The organism is Entomomonas moraniae (assembly GCF_003991975.1).
Lineage (GTDB): Bacteria > Pseudomonadota > Gammaproteobacteria > Pseudomonadales > Pseudomonadaceae > Entomomonas > Entomomonas moraniae.
The window spans coordinates 511534-532519 of the sequence record NZ_CP029822.1 but is presented as its reverse complement, the minus strand read 5'-3'; the positions used below and the strand labels follow the sequence as shown (position 1 = coordinate 532519).

At 36.1% G+C, this 20986-nt stretch carries 18 protein-coding genes; 14 read left to right on the top strand and 4 right to left on the bottom strand.

Features of this window, described 5'->3' with window-relative positions; all coding sequences use genetic code 11:
* Both DM558_RS02585 and DM558_RS02580 read left to right on the top strand, forming a co-directional pair.
* Positions 1 to 318 (top strand): hypothetical protein, encoded by a 318-nt coding sequence (locus DM558_RS02585; protein ID WP_127161916.1) that lies wholly within the window; start codon positions 1 to 3, stop codon positions 316 to 318.
* A gap of 74 nt (positions 319 to 392) precedes the next feature.
* Positions 393 to 1145, top strand: coding sequence for a hypothetical protein (locus DM558_RS02580; protein WP_127161915.1), 753 nt, complete (start codon positions 393 to 395; stop codon positions 1143 to 1145).
* A 134-nt stretch (positions 1146 to 1279) separates the two neighbouring features.
* Here the strand turns inward: DM558_RS02580 and DM558_RS02575 are convergent, their stop codons facing one another.
* Both DM558_RS02575 and DM558_RS02570 read right to left on the bottom strand, forming a co-directional pair.
* Positions 1280 to 2707 (bottom strand): tyrosine-type recombinase/integrase, encoded by a 1428-nt coding sequence (locus tag DM558_RS02575; protein WP_127161914.1) that lies wholly within the window; start codon positions 2705 to 2707, stop codon positions 1280 to 1282.
* A gap of 656 nt (positions 2708 to 3363) precedes the next feature.
* Positions 3364 to 4818, bottom strand: coding sequence for an autotransporter outer membrane beta-barrel domain-containing protein (locus DM558_RS02570; RefSeq protein ID WP_127161913.1), 1455 nt, complete (start codon positions 4816 to 4818; stop codon positions 3364 to 3366).
* Positions 4819 to 5428: 610 nt separating this feature from the next.
* On the opposite strand from DM558_RS02570, the gene DM558_RS02565 reads away from it, so the two are divergent.
* Genes DM558_RS02565 through DM558_RS02550 form a run of 4 tightly spaced genes read left to right on the top strand, consistent with a single transcriptional unit; the run spans position 5429 to position 8487 of the window.
* Positions 5429 to 6007 (top strand): DUF2796 domain-containing protein, encoded by a 579-nt coding sequence (locus tag DM558_RS02565; protein WP_127161912.1) that lies wholly within the window; start codon positions 5429 to 5431, stop codon positions 6005 to 6007.
* A gap of 6 nt (positions 6008 to 6013) precedes the next feature.
* Positions 6014 to 6712: an ABC transporter ATP-binding protein gene (locus tag DM558_RS02560; protein WP_127161911.1), complete on the top strand. Its 699-nt coding sequence runs from the start codon at positions 6014 to 6016 to the stop codon at positions 6710 to 6712.
* Positions 6713 to 7975 carry an ABC transporter permease gene (locus DM558_RS02555; RefSeq protein ID WP_127161910.1) on the top strand — a complete coding sequence of 421 codons (1263 nt, stop codon included), beginning with the start codon at positions 6713 to 6715 and terminating at the stop codon, positions 7973 to 7975.
* A 14-nt stretch (positions 7976 to 7989) separates the two neighbouring features.
* Positions 7990 to 8487 (top strand): DUF3299 domain-containing protein, encoded by a 498-nt coding sequence (locus tag DM558_RS02550; protein ID WP_127161909.1) that lies wholly within the window; start codon positions 7990 to 7992, stop codon positions 8485 to 8487.
* A 4-nt stretch (positions 8488 to 8491) separates the two neighbouring features.
* On the opposite strand, the gene DM558_RS02545 is transcribed toward DM558_RS02550, so the two are convergent.
* Entirely contained in the window at positions 8492 to 9049 is a 558-nt protein-coding gene (locus DM558_RS02545) for a DUF3299 domain-containing protein (protein ID WP_127161908.1), read from the bottom strand.
* Between the two features lie 923 nt (positions 9050 to 9972).
* Positions 9973 to 10920, bottom strand: coding sequence for a LysR substrate-binding domain-containing protein (locus DM558_RS02540; protein WP_164731226.1), 948 nt, complete (start codon positions 10918 to 10920; stop codon positions 9973 to 9975).
* A 151-nt stretch (positions 10921 to 11071) separates the two neighbouring features.
* Here DM558_RS02540 and leuC point away from each other — a divergent pair, with 151 nt between their 5' ends.
* The 8 genes from leuC (at position 11072) to DM558_RS02500 (ending at position 20945) form a co-directional block, all read left to right on the top strand.
* A complete protein-coding gene (gene leuC / locus DM558_RS02535; protein ID WP_127161906.1) occupies positions 11072 to 12481 on the top strand; it encodes a 3-isopropylmalate dehydratase large subunit in 1410 nt (469 codons plus the stop codon).
* Positions 12482 to 12491: 10 nt separating this feature from the next.
* Positions 12492 to 13112, top strand: a complete 621-nt coding sequence (gene leuD, locus DM558_RS02530) for a 3-isopropylmalate dehydratase small subunit (RefSeq protein WP_127161905.1) — start codon at positions 12492 to 12494, stop codon at positions 13110 to 13112.
* 33 nt (positions 13113 to 13145) lie between these two features.
* Positions 13146 to 14066 (top strand): alpha/beta fold hydrolase, encoded by a 921-nt coding sequence (locus DM558_RS02525; protein WP_127161904.1) that lies wholly within the window; start codon positions 13146 to 13148, stop codon positions 14064 to 14066.
* Positions 14067 to 14376: 310 nt separating this feature from the next.
* Positions 14377 to 14922, top strand: a complete 546-nt coding sequence (locus tag DM558_RS02520; RefSeq protein WP_127161903.1) for a GNAT family N-acetyltransferase — start codon at positions 14377 to 14379, stop codon at positions 14920 to 14922.
* An 8-nt stretch (positions 14923 to 14930) separates the two neighbouring features.
* Positions 14931 to 16580: an AMP-binding protein gene (locus DM558_RS02515; protein WP_164731225.1), complete on the top strand. Its 1650-nt coding sequence runs from the start codon at positions 14931 to 14933 to the stop codon at positions 16578 to 16580.
* A gap of 1 nt (position 16581) precedes the next feature.
* Positions 16582 to 16812 carry an acyl carrier protein gene (locus DM558_RS02510; protein ID WP_109702487.1) on the top strand — a complete coding sequence of 77 codons (231 nt, stop codon included), beginning with the start codon at positions 16582 to 16584 and terminating at the stop codon, positions 16810 to 16812.
* Between the two features lie 79 nt (positions 16813 to 16891).
* Positions 16892 to 19777: an autotransporter family protein gene (locus DM558_RS02505; protein ID WP_127161901.1), complete on the top strand. Its 2886-nt coding sequence runs from the start codon at positions 16892 to 16894 to the stop codon at positions 19775 to 19777.
* Positions 19778 to 19880: 103 nt separating this feature from the next.
* On the top strand, positions 19881 to 20945 hold the full coding sequence (locus tag DM558_RS02500; RefSeq protein WP_127161900.1) for a ferritin-like domain-containing protein: 1065 nt from the start codon (positions 19881 to 19883) through the stop codon (positions 20943 to 20945).
* Positions 20946 to 20986: the final 41 nt, after the last annotated feature.

The window sequence follows — 20986 nt, the reverse complement described above, 5'->3', positions numbered from 1 at the left end:
ATGAAAAAATTAAGTATTTCAGACGGCCAAATTAGAAAAATTAATAACTCTTCAGATACATTAATAGTCGAGTTTGTTGACTGGCAAGAGAAATCTTGGGAAATCATTTTTCAGGAGGTGCTTGCTTATCAAAATATTGGAGCAGAAAATGAAGATTTAGCTGATTTGATAGAGTTACCTGAAACTAATCTATCAAAATATATGAAAGAAATAGAGCTTGATGAACAAAAAATAAATTTTTGCTTTATTTCAGCATGGACCAATTTTCCAATTTTGATCATTCTTGCTGATAGCTATATTGTTCGAGAAATTAGTTAGAACGAGGCTATTTAGTAAAAGATACTTGTATAAAATGAGGCAGATTATAAGCGTATTTTTTGATGATTAATAAGATGAATATTAAAGAAATTAATAAATACATAAGTTTTGGTTCAACTGGTAATACTTGTATTTATCGTGAGTTATTACTACCTGAGATGTCTTATTTTGTGGAGTCTATATATATAACAGGAGCCTATAATATTATTGTTGAATTTGATAGTCTTGAGTCTGTGAACTCGGGCGATGGTTGGAGATGGGAGTCTTCTCAAATGAGCGCCAGTGAACTTATAAACTCTTTAGAAAGCTTTATCGGAAAAGAAATAAAGAACTGGGAAAATATTTCTAAAACAGGGAAGTTATCATTTACTAATCAGATCATTGATATTAATTTAATTCTTCAAGAAGAGCAATTATTCAAAGAAAAGTATAACTATGGAAAAGGACTTATCCCAAATTTACCACAAGGTGCCTTTTGGATTAAATCACCATTTGGTTTACAAAAACAACTAACCGATAATATTAATGAGTATGTTGAGAGCTTTAAAGAATTATACTGCAATATTCATGTAAAAAATAAAAATGATTTAGACTCTTTTAAGGAAGAGATATTATCAATTCTAGATGGAAAGCTTAATGATGGTTTAATAGAATGTACTAATTTACTGATTGAAATACATAAAAGTCAACTTAAAGATCAGAGTTATTGTATGGAGTGTTATCCAATAGATTGGGAGCATAACAATTATCAAATCTTTATTCAGAGTTTAAAAAATGTAGTTGATAAACTAATAGAGCATAAAATTAACTATCAAATTGAACTTTAAATTATGTGCTACTCCAAACTAGCCCTGACGAAGTTATAAGTGTATTTTATCAAAGTAATTTACTTCTTAAAAGTAAGCGTCCAGCAAAAGACACATACCTATATTAAACAAAATCTTTATACTATAGTGCAATATTATAATATTTCATTCGATAATGCTAATATCTCTTCCAACCGTTTGCCCAACTTAGCCCAAGCCTGTTGCTTCTCATCCTTATATTCATATTTTAAATAATGCCGTCTCACCTTAGAGCCGGCCAATACATGATTCTGACAACGGTCAATAATGTTGATATCTATACCCAGCTCTTGCATCATGGTAGCACCGGTACGGCGTAAATCATGGGGCGTCCATTCGCGATTACCCACAGCCAGTGAATTATCGTGTCGACGCTGTTGTGAAGGTTTGGTACGGTCTTTGAATTTAACTTGGCGATCCCCTATGCGTTTTGATACGGATTTTATATCAACGTGGTTGGTATTGTCTTTTGAAGGAAAGCACCATTGTGTGTGGCCTGTCAGTGTGTTGAGTCGTTTGAAAAAGTTGATTGAGAAGTCTGAGAGGTAGATGTAGTGGTCTTGTTTTTTACCCCGAGTTGCTTTGACGTTTTCTCTTGGTATGAACCATATGCCCTCTTCCCAATCAATATGTTCCCATTTGGCCATGAGTAGTTCGCCAATACGGCAGAGTGTGGATAAGCATATCCAGATAGCGCATTGGGTGGCTGGATTGAGTGGGAGTTTTATACCACGTTTGTTAGTGGCGTTGTTATAATGGTCTTGTTCTTGTTGGATAAGCTTATAGAGTGTTTGGATTTCTTCTGGGGTTAAGGTGCGATCACGTTCTTCGGTGTAATCAGCGGAGATAAGTTGTTTTTCATTGACGAGTAAGGCTGGATTGCCATTGATGAGTAAGCTACGCCAGGGTTGTCTCATGTCGGCCCATTTGAAGAGTTGTCGCATATCAGCGGCTAGTTTTACAACGGTACGTTCTCGTGGGTTTTGTGTTGTTCCTCGTGCTAGGATGGTTTTATAAACGGTACGGATATGGTCTTCGGTGATTTCTTTAATAAGCACGCTGCCAATTACTGGGAGTACGTCTTTTTCAAAAGTACGCCTGAGTTCGGTATTGGCATCTTGTCTTACGACCCCTTGTTCTATCCATGTTATAAAAAGGTCTGTGAATGTTTTGTTGCGTTGCTGTTGTTTTTTCTGTTGTTCTAGAATAGTTTGTTGTTCTGCCTTGGCTTCGATTTTGTCGATGTGTTTTTGGGTGCGTGGATCGACCCCTTGTTTTAGGAGTTCTTTGGCTTTGTCTCGCTGATTACGAATACTGCTAATGTCATTGAGTGGGAAGGTTCCACAGGAGTACCAGCATTTTTTGCCTTGCCATTTGATACCATATTTAAAGCGAATGGATACGTCCCCTACTTTGCTAACCCGTACTTCACCAATCAGACCATCACCATCGGCAAGGGTATCATTAACCCATTGGGTGGGAATAGCCAGTAGTTCTTTTTGGGTCCATTTGGTGCCTTTGCCTTTTTTGGGGTATCGGGTCATTGCGCTGTTATCCTAAAATAGTCTCAAGGGGTACACTGAGGGGTACACCAGAAATTGGCTTTTATTCGCTTAGATTAGATAATGTTAGAGGTATAATGCTAAAGCGACCTTGCTTAAGGCATTATATAGCAGCGGATATTCATTACAATAGGGTTTAAGGTGTTCTAAAGCCATTTAAAGTATTAACTGCATGGCATGCAAGGGGTCAGCGGTTCGATCCCACTTAGCTCCACCAATTAAATCAATAAGTTACATCCACCCTTTTCTTCTCTCTTTTATCAAAATCTTAAAAACACCTATTTCCGCTGCTGATTGATTACCACACTTTCGGTTAGCTTAAATTTTGCTTGATTAGAACATTTAGGACAGTTACTGTTTTTCTTTTTTATTTTATAACGTACTTTAGGAATACACCAAAAGTTCGCTTTTATTTGTTCTTATTTGGAAAATCTACCTTTATCGCATTACTTTTTATAATTTCATGCTCATAAACTAGTTGTATAATATTCTTTAAAAGCTATCCCTATGGACGACTCTTCTTTTGAGCAACCACTGCATCTTTATAGTCTTTTTTTATTTAAATGATGGTATGCTTTTTCTCGTAATGATCTTATATAACAGAAAACTTTAATATTGTTTTAGTACAGGTATTTTAATTAAAAACTATAACGATAACCAAGGTTCAGCATTGCATTATCAAACTGATTCCCTGTTGAATAATCTGCTTCAGCATAAATGTTATGTTGCTTATTGATCGTCACACTGGCACCTATACCATTATCAAACCAGTTACTACGGAATGAGTGTCCTTTCTTTTCGCCATGATTAAAGCGATAAGAAGCAGTACCACTCATTTCTCTCATAAGCCCCGTTTTTAAGTAAACATTAACTGGATTTTCTCCTTGTACTTGGTAACCTACAATACCACTCACTCGGACTAATGTGCTATTGTAATGACTAAGTCCTACCTTTAATCCATTGTTTGCTTGAACGGTATCGCCATTTTGATAGCCATAAGACAGTTGAGTCTGTGGTTCTAAATAAAAACCTTGCTTATGTTCATTTAACCAAAATCGTTTACCTATTTCAGTGGATAACATGATTCCTTGTGTTTTTCCTGTTCCTTTAACCGCGCTTCCTGCTGTGTCTTTCACACTAAACTGGTTATGCATACTATTGTATTTAATTACATTATCAACATAGATACCGTTATCATCTAAATAAGTTGCATAGAGACCTGCAGTATAGTTTTTACCTGTTCCATTACCTTCCCTATAGTTTGGATTTGTACGAGTTAAACCAGCCATCACACCTACCACGAATCGTCCGTAATCACTTTCAATATTCTTATCAATACCCAACTGTGTACCAGTATAGGTCATATCAAACCCTTTCACGGTATTACCAGAAAAGGAAGAAAGTTTTCCACCAAAACCTTTTATCCATAATCCATCATTTTTAACACCCACAACCTCACTATTTCGTAAATCACCCAAGCGTTGCAATAGTGTTTGATTCTCAATATAAGTGGTTAAATAAGCAATATTTAAAAAACTTGTTGCAGCTTCTGCTGTGGTAGTTGTTTGACCACCATTAGGGGAGTAGAGCTCAATATTATTGGCGTTTTCCTGTGTTGGTCTTATACTATATTCATAGGCTCCCACTTCTACTTTATTAAAAAGTGTCCATGTAGCTTGATTATTAGTTGCTTCTACAATGGTTAGTCTTTCTCTACCCGTTGTAGCGGATGATCCTTTATTAGATATATGTATTTTATAGCTACCAAAAACATTCTCTTTAATCAATATACGATCTCCACGCTCTCCTTGAATATCAGTATTTAAATATATATCAACGTTATTTCCTTTGAGGTTATTAAAACTGCCAGTAAAGAAGCCATTATCATTGTGAAAGTTGATATAAGTATTATCATTGAAAGTAACATTAGAATCTTCTAATAGATTACCAATTGATGTATATAGCTCTAAATTAATACCTATTCCTATACTCCAAAAAATATCATCTGGATTATTAGTTATCTGTGCAAAAGTAGAGCCATTAAATATTAAAGGGCTTAGCGATAAAATTGTGTATATGGTTTTTTTACGCATCTATTGAGTTACCAAACTTTGGATTATCAGAATTAGGATTAATCAAGTAATCTCCCTTCATGTTATTGGATAATCTTTTAAAAATAATTTATCAGTTTACTTTCAAATTGAATAAGCGACAAATACTTTGAATATGAATATTATATCTACCGATCACAATAGAGCTAAATATACTATAAAATCGTTGATTTAAATGAATATATTTACGTCACTTTAAGTATAACAGTATATGTTTTTATAAGAGATATTTGTAGTGATGACGACTTTTAGACATGATAGTAACCATGTTAGATAATCTTGGTCGTTAGTTAGTGTTGGGTAATGTAGATTCCCGATTGATTTAGATTATTTTAGAAATGAAGTCCATGAATGAAAACATGCTCTAAAATTCTATTTAATAAAATACTTACTCGTTTATTATTTATTACCAGCAAGTCAAATAATCCTATTAGAACAAAATAGATCCCAATTTTTTACAAAAAGGCTACTAGGCTACTCTTATAACTAATGAGTATGGTTAGTTTATCATTAATTTTATTTGAAATAATAGGGAATTTATTTTTTATTTGTTATATTATAACATATCTTTTTATTATATGGATGAATTATCATGCGAAAAATAATAGTTGCTACGTTGTGTTGTGTTCCTTTTATTTCTTTTGACATATTGTATGCTCATGAACATGGGAGTTTAGAGGCCCACGAACATGGTAAGATAGATATCAACGTAGCACTAAATCATAATGTGCTTGCATTGGAGGTAGATGGCCCTGCGGCGAGCATTACAGGATTTGAGTATGCGCCAAGCTCCACGACTGATAAAGAAGTAGCAAAGTTAGCTAAACAACAGCTGGAGAATCCACTGGTTTTATTTGCCATTGCCCATAATGCCCAATGTACACTAACAACAACTAATGTAGAAGGTGCTGTTTTTGGTAGTGCAAAAGAAAAAGATGTGCATAAGGCGGAATCAGGCCATGAAGAAAAAGAAGCACATCATCACTCTGATATTGAGGCACAATATAGCTTTACCTGTAAGCAGCCAGATGCTTTAAAACAGTTAGATTTTGCTAATTTCTTCAAAGTATTTCCTCTCACTAAACAGATTAATTTACAATATATAGGTACAGAAGGTCAAAAAGGTGCAAACTTAACATCCACTAATAGCCAATTTAAACTAAATCAATAAGAATAAATGACTACTTTACTTGAATTAACAGATTTACACTTTGCATGGCCTAAACAAACTGAACTTTTAAATATTGCAAATTTTAAACTAAACTGTGGGCAAAAAATATTTCTTAGGGGTCCATCAGGTAGTGGTAAAACAACTTTATTAGGTTTATTAAGTGGTGTCCAAAAACCTAATAAAGGCAGTATTAAACTATTAGGGCATGAACTAACGCTCTTATCGGCCACAGCGAGAGATAAGTTTAGAGTTGAGCACATAGGCTATGTATTTCAGCAGTTTAATCTATTACCTTTTTTATCTGTACGAGAAAATGTGTTATTGCCTTGTCGCTTTTCTAAAACAAGAGCTCAAAAAGCTATAAATCGTTTTAGCTCACTAGAAAAAGCTGCAGATACACTGTTAAATAATTTAGGCTTAGATCCCGCTTTATATAAGAGAAGAGCTGATCAGCTTTCCATTGGACAGCAGCAAAGAGTAGCTGCAGCTAGAGCATTAATAGGAGAGCCAGAACTTATTATTGCCGATGAGCCTACTTCAGCACTCGATACAGATACAAGAGAAGTCTTTCTTAAATTGTTATTTGCTGAGTGTGAAAAAGCAGGAAGCAGTTTATTATTTGTTAGCCACGATCAAACCCTCGCACCTTTATTTGATAAAAATCTATCTCTGCCTGAGATCAATATTGCAAGAGGGCTTACTTAGATGTATTTATTTTTTTTAGCCTTTGCTAGTTTGAAAAACAGATTATTCACGGTAATATTAACAGTCATGGCTATAGCGCTCTCAGTATGTCTATTATTGGCAGTTGAACGCATCAGGACCGAAGCTAAGAACAGCTTTGCAAGTACCATCTCAGGAACAGATTTAGTTGTAGGCGCACGTTCAGGCTCAGTGAATTTACTCCTATATTCAGTATTCCGTATAGGCAATGCGACCAATAATATTCGTTGGTCAAGCTACCAAGAAATTAGTCAGCTACCTCAGGTAAAATGGGCCATACCTATTTCTTTAGGCGACTCGCATAAAGGTTATCGTGTACTAGCCACCAACCAAGATTATTTTAAATATTATCAATACGGTCATAAGCAACAATTACACTTAACTCAAGGGAAAGTTTTTGACGATGTATTTGATGTAGTATTAGGTTCAGAAGTAGCGAAAGCTTTGAATTATAAGATGGGTGATAAAATTGTCCTCGCTCACGGTGTAAGTTCTATTAGCCTAGTGAAACACAATGATAAACCTTTTAAAGTAGTAGGTATCATAGCTCAAACAGGAACTCCTGTTGATCGTACTTTACATATTAACTTAGCAGGGATGGAGGCAATTCATATTGACTGGCAAAATGGCATTCCACCAACTAAAGGTCATAGTATTTCACCAGATAATGTTAGGGGATTGGATTTAAAGCCTCAACAAATTACAGCCTTTTTATTAGGCTTGAAAAGTAAAATTGCCACATTTTCCGTCCAGAGAAAAATTAATGACTATTCACAAGAACCATTAATGGCTATCTTACCTGGTGTTGCTTTACAAGAACTGTGGGGACTAATGGGCGTTGCTGAAAAAGCACTATTCGTCGTCTCTCTATTTGTAGTGTTAACTGGTTTAATCGGCATGTTAACCTCTATTCTAACTAGTCTCAATGAGCGCAGAAGAGAGATGGCCATTTTGCGATCAGTGGGTGCAAAACCTTGGCAAATAACATTTCTAATAGTATTAGAAGCACTTTTATTGGGTTTTACAGGTATTGTTCTAGGTCTTATTATTCTGTATCTAGGTATTTTAATTTGTCAAACTTACTTGCAGGCACAGTATGGATTATATCTTCCTTTAAGTTTACCTTCTTATTATGAGTGGAGTTTATTGGCAGGTATTTTATTAGCAAGTGTTATTATAGGGCTAATACCTGCGTGGCGCGCTTATTGTCAATCATTAACCGATGGTTTGTCCATTAAAATGTAAAAGGACGAGATAGAATGTTAAAACAACTGATGACACTAGTGATAGTTGCATTATTCTCGACTTATAACTTTGCTGAGCCTTCAATACGCTCATTAAAATGGTCTGATCTTAGGCCTACCGATAAGCTTAGAGAAATTAAAATAGTGTTACCTGATAAATACGGGAGTAATCTTGCAACTAAACAGGTAATTACTGATGCTTCAGTGATTAAAGCTCTAGATGGATTGTATGTGCGAATCCCAGGGTATCTTGTCCCTATCACACTGGATGAGAGACAACAAGCCAGCGAGTTTTTATTAGTTCCTTATTTAGGTGCTTGTATTCATGTACCACCACCACCTCCAAATCAGATCGTATATATAAAAAGCAAGATGTCTATCAGCTACGAAGATACCGCAAAACCTTATTGGGTTACAGGAGTACTGCACGTCACACCTATAAATAATGAGTTGGCAGAGGCTGGATATTTGTTAGATGGAGCAAGTTTATCTCCCTATATGACAGAGGAATAACTCACTATAAATCACTCTCCTCCACGGGACGTACTTTATCTGCCTGCATACTATAGGATGCATCAGCAAGGTCATTACTGATGGCTTCAATATGTAGTTTGCCGATAACCCAAATAGGCTCATAAATATCTTTTAGCTCTATTCCCTTTTCGTAATTAACCAAAATAATTTGATTTGGAGGTGGTGGTGGTACATGAATGCAAGCACCCGGATAAGGTACAATAAATAGTTGAATTACTTTTCCTTGCTTATTCAATTCAATTGGAACTGGATAGCCTCCTATCCTAATCCTTTTTCCCTCTAAACTTGGAACTGTATTGGTAGAGTACATGACTTTAGGAAGTGTTTTATCTTGCTGTTTTAAACCGCCGATTTTACCGAATTGGCTTGGCGCTTCAGCGGTATTATGCAGCACTAGTTCGGGCATATTGTTTAATGCTTGCTGATCTTCTTTAGGCATTAAAGTTAACCAATCAGTTTCTTTTGGTTCTGCCATCAAATTATTTGATAGTAGAAGAAAACTAATAATTAATAAAAAAAATTTTGTTAAATGGGAGTTCATTTTAAAAGCTACTAATCTGCTTGATTGATAGGGTATGGTAAAGGATAGTTATTAATTTTATAAAGCTTAATAAAGCTATTAATTACAACAAAATATTGCACTTGTTAATTATATTATTCGCTAAATAATGAAGTTCAACCTTTCCTCATCATTACAGGTATAAACGTTTTTAACTAAGGATAAAGAATCTATAGTAAATTTTTTTAGATTAAGCAAGAATCTAGTCGATACTTGCTTGAAGTATAATATCAAGTAAGTTCGGGCAATTGCTTATTAAGCATAACACACTTGAGAGATTTTGCTGCATCATTTAGGTCCCATATAATATTTTAAGCCCTTCCCTTTGAAGCAAAACTTGTTGCTTGACCTCGACTTTGCTCTCTTTATGAATAAAAACATAAAATCATAATTGCAGTATCTGAAAAAACTAACTCTCCAAATTGGCATAAGAAAATACTAGAAGCCTATAGCACCTGATAGTTTCTCCCCTTTTAAAAGCCTGTAAATTTTAGGGGCTTTATTTAATATTAACAATATGAGTAATAAGCTTTCAAAATTTGTAGACTTGAAGTAAATAATATCTACATTTATCAAATCAAACTACCATAATGTAATGTCATAATATTTTATTTTAAGATGTTAATATTTCTTCCATTCGCTTACCTAACTCAGCCCAAGCTTGCAGCTTCTCATCTCTATACTCACTCCTCAAATAATGCCGTCTGACGTTAAAATTAGCCAATACATATATTGGCAGCGATTGATCAATGAAGACTGATAACAGGCGTATTTTAGGAAGATGGGTTATAAGGATAAAAAGTAAATAACAGCCAGTCTATAGGCAATAATTACTTAACCTATTTTAATGTAAGCAGATAATAAGTACACTTTTTTCAGAGCAATTATTACGAATTATTAGTATGTTAATAAAAGCTAATCACCCCATGTTTTTCAAAATACTCAGCAAAAAAATCAACACAGATTTTTAACTTGGCTGACTGAGAAAGCTTATTTGGATACACCGCCCAAATATTTGCACTTTGTATGTAATTAGGCAAGATCCTAACCAATGAACCTGCATCGATGTATTGTTGCACTTCCCAAATTGACCTTAAGATAATACCATGGCCGTCTAAACTCCATTGTAAGACCACATTGCCACTATTCGAGGTTAATGAGCTTTGAAAAGTAACGGTTTCCTTCCCCTTTTTCCCTTCTAAATGCCAAGTGCCTAGGGAAGATTTTTTTTCTTGTATAAACAGGCAGTGGTGGTTTTGCAAATCTTGTAAGTGTTTGGGTATTCCATTCTTTTTAAGATAACTTGGTGAGGCACATAAGATTCGGTAATTAGTCGCTAATTGCCGTGCAATGTCTTGATTGTTAATTTGATTGTCTACTTTAATTTCTAAGTGAAAACCACTGTTTACTAAATCGACCTCTTGGTCGGTGAGGTGCAAATTAACTTTGATTTTAGGATGCTGATTTACTAATTCTGAAATAGCTTTAGTGACAATGTTTCCACCAAAACCAAAAGAAGCACAAATATTAATATTACCTGATATTTCACTCTTTGCTAACGCCATTTGAAACAATAACTCATCCATATCAGCTTCTAATTTAACCGCAAAATCTTGCAACTTAAGCCCCTCATCCGTTAATACTAACCGCCTAGTATTACGATGAAAAAGCTTAGTTTTTAATGTATTCTCTAAGATTTTTATTCTTTTACTCACATAAGCCGTTGAAACACCTAATGCAGCAGCTGTTTTAATAAAACTATGGTGGTGCAATACCGCTAAAAAAACGGTTAGGTCTTCAAGTAGAGGTTTTTCAGAATTAGCGATTTGCATAAGCATCCAGAAGGCAGTCATAAGACATCTATAGTATAACAAAATTAACATTATAATTGATTAATTAAACACGATTCGTAAATAGTGTTTTCACAACTGCCTAGTTAATATCAACGGTTATTTGTTTTATCCTACACAAAACCGATGATAAAACCTTAATAGGAGGCATCCCGTGAAGCCTAAAACCCTCTATGAGAAATTAATAGATTCCCATACGATCCGTCACTTAGATGATGAAGGAAACGTACTGCTTTATATCGATAGAACCATTCTTAATGAGTATACCAGCCCACAAGCTTTTACTGGACTAAGGCAAGCTAGCCGTCAAGTATGGAGCCCTAAAGCAGCACTATTAAATGTCGATCACGTAAACCCTACTCGCCCCCTCCGAAATGCTGAGATGACCGATGCTGGCGGGCAATTACAGGTTAATTACTTTAGAGAAAATAGCCGCGATTTTAATATTGAGTTATTTGATGTTACCGATAAACGACAAGGTATTGAACATGTTGTTTTCCATGAACAAGGCATGTGCTTACCCGGCATGGTCATTGCCGCTGGAGATAGCCATACAACAACCTATGGCGCATTTGGCGCTTTCGGTTTTGGAATAGGAACATCAGAAATTGAACACCTATTAGCGACCCAGACATTGGTTTATAAAAAACTCAAAACCATGCGAGCAAATCTAACGGGAACTTTAGGACACGGTGTCACTGCAAAAGATGTCATTATTGCTTTTATTGCAAAAATTAGCGCTTCGGGAGCCACAGGCTACGCCATAGAATTCACGGGAGAAGTGGTTGATGCGTTAAATATGGAAGGCCGAATGACTATCTGTAACATGGCGGTAGAGGCTGGTGCTAGAGGGGCCTTTATGGCGCCAGATGCAAAAGTCTATGACTATATACGATCAGGTGTAAAAACGCCTAAAGGTGCCTTATGGGACCAAGCGATGCTCGCTTGGCAACAGCTATACAGCGATTCTGATGCTGTCTTTGATGCAGAAATTACCCTTGATTGTACGTCCTTAACCCCTATGGTGACGTGGGGAATTAGCCCTGATCAGGCGGTAATGATTAACGATAAAACACCTAACCTAGAAGCAACAAAAGATGAGGCAGCCTATCGCGATATACAAAAAGCACTGGAATATATGGGGCTTGAATCCAATACTAAGATTACTGATATAAAAATATCCCATGCGTTTATTGGTTCTTGTACCAACGCACGTATCGAAGATTTAAGAAGTGCAGCAACTATTTTACAAGGTCATAAAATAGCCAACCATGTTAAAGCCATGGTAGTTCCAGGTTCAACCCAAGTCAGAGAGCAAGCCGAACGCGAAGGCATTGCCCAGATTTTTATTGAAGCAGGTTTTGAGTGGCGTCAATCAGGTTGCTCTATGTGCCTCGCCATGAATGAAGATGTATTAGAAGCAGGCGATCGCTGTGCTTCTAGCACCAATAGAAACTTTATTGGCCGACAAGGGGCTGGGGCTAGAACCCATTTAATGAGTCCTGAAATGGTTGCTGCCGCAGCGATAAAAGGCTATTTAACCGATGTTCGAGAATTTATGTAAGGAGCATGCAATGAAAAGCTTTACACGTGTAACGGGTACGTTAGCCCCCATGTTAGCACCCAATATAGATACTGATGTCATTATGCCTAAACAATTTTTAAAAGGAATTGACCGACAAGGCTTAGACCGTGGTCTATTTTTTGATCTAAGATTTTCAGCCAATGGTGCCCCTAATCCTGACTTTATTTTAAATCAGAAACCGTGGCAACAAGCAAAATTTTTACTGGTAGGTGCCAACTTTGGCTGTGGTTCTAGCCGTGAGCATGCTGTTTGGGGACTACAACAAATAGGCATTCGTGCTTTAATTGGTAGTAGTTTTGCAGGTATATTTAATGATAACTGTCAGCGTAACGGTGTACTCACTATTAACTTAACAGAAGATGAATTGGCTTATCTAAGTCATGTTGCAAAGAGTACAACCGATAGCGAAATTACCATTGATTTGGTCAAACAACAAATTGTTACCGCTAATGAGCAAATAGTCTTTGAGGTGGATGAAATTAAAAAATATGCCCTAGTCAACGGGCTTGATGCTATTGGCTTTACCTTGAAATATCAAGAACAAATTAAAGCCTTTGAACAACAGTATTACCAACATAACCCTTGGTTAGATGTGAATAAACCTGCATAACCCTATAATATTAGAATTATTGAGGCAATTTATATGAATCACCCACATCCAGAAAGTGTCGTCGATATTGGACCCTCACCCTTTATTAAAAATTTTGAATTAAAAGATATCTATTTATCTAATGGCATCAAGCTAAGAGTAGCCATTGGAGGACAAGGAAAAGCTCTAGTACTTTTGCATGGACATCCTCAAAACCATGTGAGCTGGCGAAAAATCGCTCCACAATTGGCGCAAATATATACAGTCATTATGCTCGATATGCGTGGTTATGGTGATAGCAGTAAGCCTGAAAGTGACGACAAACATCGCACTTACTCTAAGCGAGAAATGGCAAAAGATATTATCTTATTAATGCAACAGTTAGGTTATGATAAATTCGCATTTGCAGGACATGACCGCGGTGCTCGGGTTGGTCATCGATTAGCGCTTGATTATCCAGAATCAGTAGAACGTTGTATTTTTATCGATATTTGCCCAACAGCAACCATGTATGAAAAAACTGATAAAGAGTTTGCCACTCGCTATTTTTGGTGGTTCTTTTTAATTCAGCCTTATCCACTCCCTGAAAAGCTCATCGGTAGCGATCCTGCTTTCTTTTTACAACGTCATATTGCAGGCCAACTAAAAACTGAGGGAGCAACAGAAACTGAAGCATTTGCTGAATACTTACGTTGCTACAATAATCCTCAAACCATTCATGCTATTTGTGAAGACTACCGTGCTGCAGCCACCATAGATTTAGAAGATGATGCAGCGGATAATCAAAATAAAATACAATGCCCCTTATTGTTACTTTGGGGTGCTAAAGGAACGGTTGGAAAACTGTATGATGTTGTAGGGGTATGGCAAAAAAAAGCTACACAAGTAACAGGGAAAGCATTGGAATGTGGGCATAGCCCCCATGAAGAAATCCCTGAGGAAACTATTAAGCAATTTTTAGATTTTTTAAAGTAAGCTACAATATATGGCCAGCTAGTAATAGCGCCCCAACCCATACATCTAACTAATGATTATTAACATTGAAACAACGTAATACACACAAATAAAGGAGAAATTAATCTCCTTTATTTGTATATAAATTAAGCATTTAAACAATAACATCATTTAATAACAGTAATTACTTTGTATTCATGAGGCGCGCAGAGTTTGTTTCAATATGTTTTTTCTTTTCTAAAGTAGCTAATTATTTGATTACATTATTTTTAATAATTCACTACTTTATTAATGTTATAATCAAAAAAAATTCGTAAATACTCAGGTTAATATGAGCTCCTTAAAGCCTTCTCCTATTTTTATAGAAACCAATAGTTTTATTTTGCGCACACTGACAGAACAAGATGTAAATGAGCACTTTTTAGCTTGGTTAAACTGTGAACGTATGATGTCCGGATTAAACTTACATGGACTACAGTTCTCTCTTGAAAGCTTACGCCAATTTATATGTAACTTTAATAACCTAACAAACTATTTTATTGGTATTTTCGATAAAACTGACAAAGCCTTGATTGGGTTTTACACTTTTGATATCGATTTAAAGCATCGCGTAGGTAGTATTTCAGCAGCGGGTATAGGAGAAACAAGTTATTCAGGGAAAAAAGTATTTTGGGCTACAATTGATGCACTATTAGATTATTTTTATTTATATCGTGGTGCAGAAAAAATAGTTGCCCGCGTCTTAAGAAAAAATGTACCTATGTTATTTAGTTTTACTGCAAACCCAAGATTTTCGTTAGAAGCTGTGTTGAAAAAAGAATGTCTTGGGGCGGATGGCGAACGCTTAGACGTCATTATTTTTTCATCGTTTAAATGAGGGGAAACATGACCACATTAACGTTAACACCTACAACAAATACCGTACTCCCTTTCAAAACAAGTGGCTTTTCCGACTTAACGAATGCTTTAGAATACGCAGCAAAAGGCAACACTGGCTTTAATTTTTATAATGCAAACGCACAATTAGAACAAGTTTTATCTTACACAGATTTATTAGATCAATCTTTACGGGTCTCTCATTGCTTATTACTGCTAGGATTAAAGCGGGGCGATCATTTACCTGTTATTGCTGAAACTCGTGCGGAATTTCTTATTCTTTTTTATGCCTGCCAGTACCTTGGAATTATAATTTGTCCATGTCCTATGTTTGCCTCTGTCGCTGAGCGGAGTACTTTCGCTACTAAAACATTGCACATGGCAAGCTTAATCAAAGCTAAGTTCTTAATCGCTTCAAATGGATTAATCAATGCGTTCTTTACTGAAAACACTAATACTTTGAAATGCATTAGTTTCGAACAACTTACTCAAGAAGCTCAACACTCAAAACTACTCACTGACTCTACACAATTTTCCCCGATCAAAGAAAATACAGTTGCTTTTATGCAATTTTCATCCGGTTCTACTTCAAAACCTAAGGGGATTAGAATTTACAATCACGATGTTTGTGAGCATGTTCGTATTGTACTTGAAGAGGTTATGAAACTGCGTGCAGAGGACCGCTCACTTTCTTGGTTACCTTTTTATCATAATATGGGGTTAATAGGTTTTATTATCGCCTCGGTCAATGGGCAACGCTCTGTCGATTGTTTTTCTCCATTCACCTTTGTAGGACAACCCTCTTTATGGTTGAAGTTAATGTCATGCAATAAAACAGCTATCACCTATGCACCTATGTTTGCTTATCAGCTCGCTATTAGAGCATTTACTGATGAATTGGCAAGTGACCTAGATTTATCCACGCTGAGAGTAGCAGGAATAGGTGGAGATACGATTCACTTAGAGGTTATGAAAAAATTCCATCACCTATACGCACCCTATGGCTTTGAGTTTAACTGTTTTCTTCCTAGTTATGGCATGACAGAGGCCATTTTAGCCATTTCGGCAAAAAGAGCAGGCGAACCAGTTATAATAGACCATTTTGAAAATAAAGAACTGGTTTCTTGTGGTCACCCACTATCAGGCTATCAATTAACAATAAAAAATGCTAATCCTATTTCTGGTCGCTCAGTGGGCAATATTTGCTTTAAAAATAATGCAGAAACAGATACATTAATTGGCAACCTAGACTCTGATAATGGAATCATAGATACCGGTGATATTGGATATTTACATGAAGATAATTTATTTATTTTAGGCCGCCAAAAAGATGTTATTCTAATTCGTGGTCGTAATATTTGGACAGAAGATATTAAAACATTTATCGCTAGCAATAACAATGAATTAACCGCTGATAACATTGTAGTCTCTAGCATTGAAGTTGAACAAGAAGATAGGCTCGTTGTAATGATTCAACACAATCAATCATCAACTTTTCAAGTTATTAAAAAGCAATTAAAAAAACAAATTAGTCAGCAATTTAATCTATCCGCGGATATTGTTTTTGTTAATGAATTACCATTGACCCCATCAGGTAAAATCATAAGCGATAGATTTGTTGAGCTATACACTAAAGTAAAAGACCGCCAGAGTAAATAACATGAATTACGAGCAACTAGCAAAGTCAATTTTGGCTAAATCGTTAAATATTCCAGAAAACGATATAAAATCAACCCACACAATAAACGATCTAAAAGATATAGATAGTGTTGAGTTCGCAACCCTTGTTGCAGCAATAGAAAAATATACCAAAACCCCCATACCCGTCGAGGATCTATTAACTATAGACACAGTTCACCAAATAGCAAAAATTTTAGAAAAAAACACCTAAGTATACTTGTATTTTTATGCCCATTCAAAGAGAATTGATTGCAATTCTAGTATAGAGAAATAATTTTTATTTAGTCCTAATGATGAAAAAATCTATCTTTGTTTTAAAACCTCTTGTTGCCACAATACTTTCTTTGATTTCAACTCATTCGTTAGCCGATGCTTATTGGATTGGTAATGATGGAAACTACAAAGATGATAGTAATTGGAGTATAGGCAAAGTCCCTGATCTTTCAATGGAAAATATTGTCATTAATAAAGGGCAAGCCAACGTTGAACTTGATAATAATTTCAATGGGTTTACTCAGTGGCAAAGTAATGATCATAATCAAATTATTATTGGTAGTGCCCAGGGTGAAGCAGGATCACTAAATATTACTGTAAGTGATGAGTTGTACAGCATACAAAATGATCAGGAATCATCGCTAGTTGTTGGTAAAAATGGTGGGCAAGGTACTTTTACTTTTGATAAGCGAGGGGCTAACCCAGATTATAAGAATTACATTAGCTATGCTAATAAATCTACTCTTGTTGGTGATGGCCTGCAAAGCCAAGGAACAATCAATATACTAGGAACTGGTAAAGCTCCATCTACAGGATCATTATCTCAAGCTAGTTTTGATACAGGTTCGTTAACACTTGGTAGTAATGGAGGTTCAGGACTGCTTAATATTGATGGTTCTGATGTAAACGTTAATGGCACTGCAAAAAATTATGACACTAGTGAGCCTGTTTTTCTCTTAGGAAGTGGTACAAATAGTACTGGAACAGCTAATATATTGGGTGGTGGTAAACTTGTTGTATCTTATCCCTTAACATATGATCCTAACATTGATGGAAAAGGAGTCATCGGTCAAGACGGAGGAGTAGGTAATTTAAATATATCCGGGCAAAAACAAGGAGTTGATGCTAATGGTGATCCAATTACCTATAGTAGCCGTGCCAATTTTTATAATGGCTTAATAGTTGGCACAGACACTAGTAGCAAAGGATATATTAATGTATCTGATGGTGGTGAATTAAGATCATTTAATGAAACTGTCATAGGTAAAAATGGCGGAGAAGGACATGTCTTAATCTCAGGTGAAAACAGTCGCTTCAATGTTCTTGGCAATAAAAACAATATGACTTCGGCCAATGAAGTGGATGAAGTTGGTATCGGTGAATTGACGCTGGGTTCTCAAGGTGGAACTGGGAGTTTAACCATTGATGATGGTGCTGTCGTTAATATTGGTTATTGGTCAGGTTATTTAGCAGATGAAACTCAGGTTAATATTACAGAAGGAACAGGTGCTTTACATCTCACGGACTCAACAGATAGTAAAGGTTCATTAATCTTCAAGGGTGACGAAGGTAAAGTTGGCGTACTAAATGCTTCTGAAATTGATTTTGGAGAAGGCCAAGGCTCAATAATTTTCAACCATAATGACTACTCAGCTAACTATGAGTTTACATATGAGCTAAAAGGTGGTGGCGCAGATCATAGCTTCTTAGTAACGCAATCAGGAGTTACTGTGCTTAACCGAGACAATAGTCAATTTAATGGGCAAACTTTAGTAAATGGTGGCGTTTTAGAAGTCAATGGTATATTAGGTGGTCAATTAGAAGTTAATAATAGTGGTACACTCACAGGCACAGGTACCGTAGGTGATACCGTACTCAATACGGGTGGAACTATTAATATTGGCCATTATAAAGATACTCAACCATCAACACTAACTATCGATGGTAACTATCAAGGAAATGGTGGAACTATCGTATTCGACACAGAGCTAGCAGGTGACAGCTCACCAACTGACAAACTAATAATAACAGGCGACACCGCAGGTACAACCAACGTTAAAGTCAATAACCTTGGAGGGCTTGGTGATAAAACTATACAAGGTATTGAGCTTATCAATATTCAAGGTAACTCCAATGGCATATTTAAACAGCAAGGCCGTATTGCTGCTGGTGCTTATGATTACTACCTAGTTAGAGGTAGTGATACTTTAAATACTAATCCTAATAACTGGTATCTAACTTCCGAACAATCTGGGAGTGGCAACACAATTAACTACCTAAGGCCAGAGGCAGCCTCTTACATAGGCCTTGTTGAAAGCAACTTAACAGCATTCAACCACAGTTTTCACGATAGACAACAAACATTAAATCAACACTATGAATCATCATGGATGCGGGTACAATACAGTCATGATAAATATCTAGTAGGAAAAAACAACCAACTAGAAAATAAAACAACTCGTAAATTGCTCCACCTAGGTACAGACCTCTACCAGAAAGATAAACTTCACCTAGGCGTCATGATAGGCTACTCACGAGCAGAAGTCAGAACAAAATCAGACCTGACCAACTATCACTCAACAGGCAATGCAGATGGCTACTCAGCTGGTATCTACGCTACATGGTACGACCAAACACCAGAAAATGGTGGTCTATATATAGATAGCTACGCCCAATACAACTGGTTTCGTAACAAAGTAAAAGGTGAAGAGCTAGAGAAAGAAGTATTTAATACTGAAGGAAATACCATATCTCTTGAAACAGGTTATGGATTAATTCTTAGTAAGGAAAAACAAAAAGTATGGAGTATTGAGCCACAAGTACAATTTATCTATGGCAGTAACAGTGCGCTTAACTACACTGAAAAAAATGGAACCCGTGTACACATAAAAGACCAAAAAGGTCAGTGGCGCTCAAGACTGGGGGTTCGTTTCCAAGTTCAAACAGACCAAACACAACTATTCCTAACAACCAACTACTGGAACCAAAACAAATATGCTTCAGTGACAATGGATGACGGTAAAGTCAATAATAACCGGGCCAAAAACCTATTTGAACTAAAAACAGGTGTAGAGCAAAACCTTACAAAACAACTCCAAGTATTTGGCCAAGTGAATGGCATTGTAGGCAATAAGTCCACAGAAAGTTATGGGGTAAGTGTGGGTTTAAAGTATAAATGGTAACAATATAGACACTTTGTGACACAGTTAAAGGATTAACAGTGAACACCAAAGTATTCTATAGTATAGTTATCGTCTCTCTTTGCAAGGCATTAAGGTTCTAAACATGACTATTTTTTTTGAAAAAGCGCAAACAACAGACTCACCTGATATTATTGAAAATCCTCATTTTAGCCAAGCACTTAATGCATTTGATAACTACTTAATTAATACTCATAAACGGTATTGGAACCCTAAGGATAGCGCCTATTTAGACTTTACTGATGGCTTTGACTGCCACAAGCAAGCTCTTTTAGATGAATCAAACTTTCCTGAGTTACAAGGGCCTTTAGGCAATATTTTAAATACCGAGCAAAAACTGCTCTACATAAATACTTATGCTGCAAAAATGGTAACGGGCATGCTCTATGCGGAGCAAGCAGCTACTTTTGCCTGCGTTAACTTATCAAAGATGCTCGCTAATTTTAGTGCTGTTGAATATGCCCTTAACCAAGCTCGAGAAGAGGCGCGGCATATTTCTGGTTTTAATCAATACATAACACATCGCTTTCAAGCTCCTGTTCCCATCAGATCAGTTTATAAAAATTTACTAAGCAAAATAATTAATGCACCACGTATACACTTGCAGATTGTTGGTGTACAAGTCATTTTAGAAGGTTTGGGTATGTCGAGCCTCTCTTATTTCACAAGAAAATCTAAAGACCCCGCATTACAAAGACTTTGCCGACTCGTCATGTCTGACGAAGCCTCTCATCATAAATTTGGCATTGACTGGCTACAGCAATTAGATACACTCAATAAAAGTGATCGTAATGAGGCTGAAGACTGGGCATGGTATTGTTTTGACCAATTCTGGCAGTCAACTTTTGCACCAGAGAAAATTATACAGTTTTATAAAGAGCTAGGATTTGACCAAGTGAATGCAATAAAAATAACTCATAAATACCACTTAGGTGAACAAACCGATTCAGGAAAAATGTTTTTTCAATTAGCGAAAACATTACAAAAAAACGGCTTAATTACTAACCGCACACTACATCATTACGCTCCATGGCTAGACTCTACATTCAAAGATGAGGAAGATATCTATCAGCAAATTATTACGGACACAATAACCTTACTAGAAGATATCAATACCAATAGACCAAGTAAGCATTTACGTGGAATATAAAATTTTACTTACAACACGATATCATTTAGCACAAATGAATC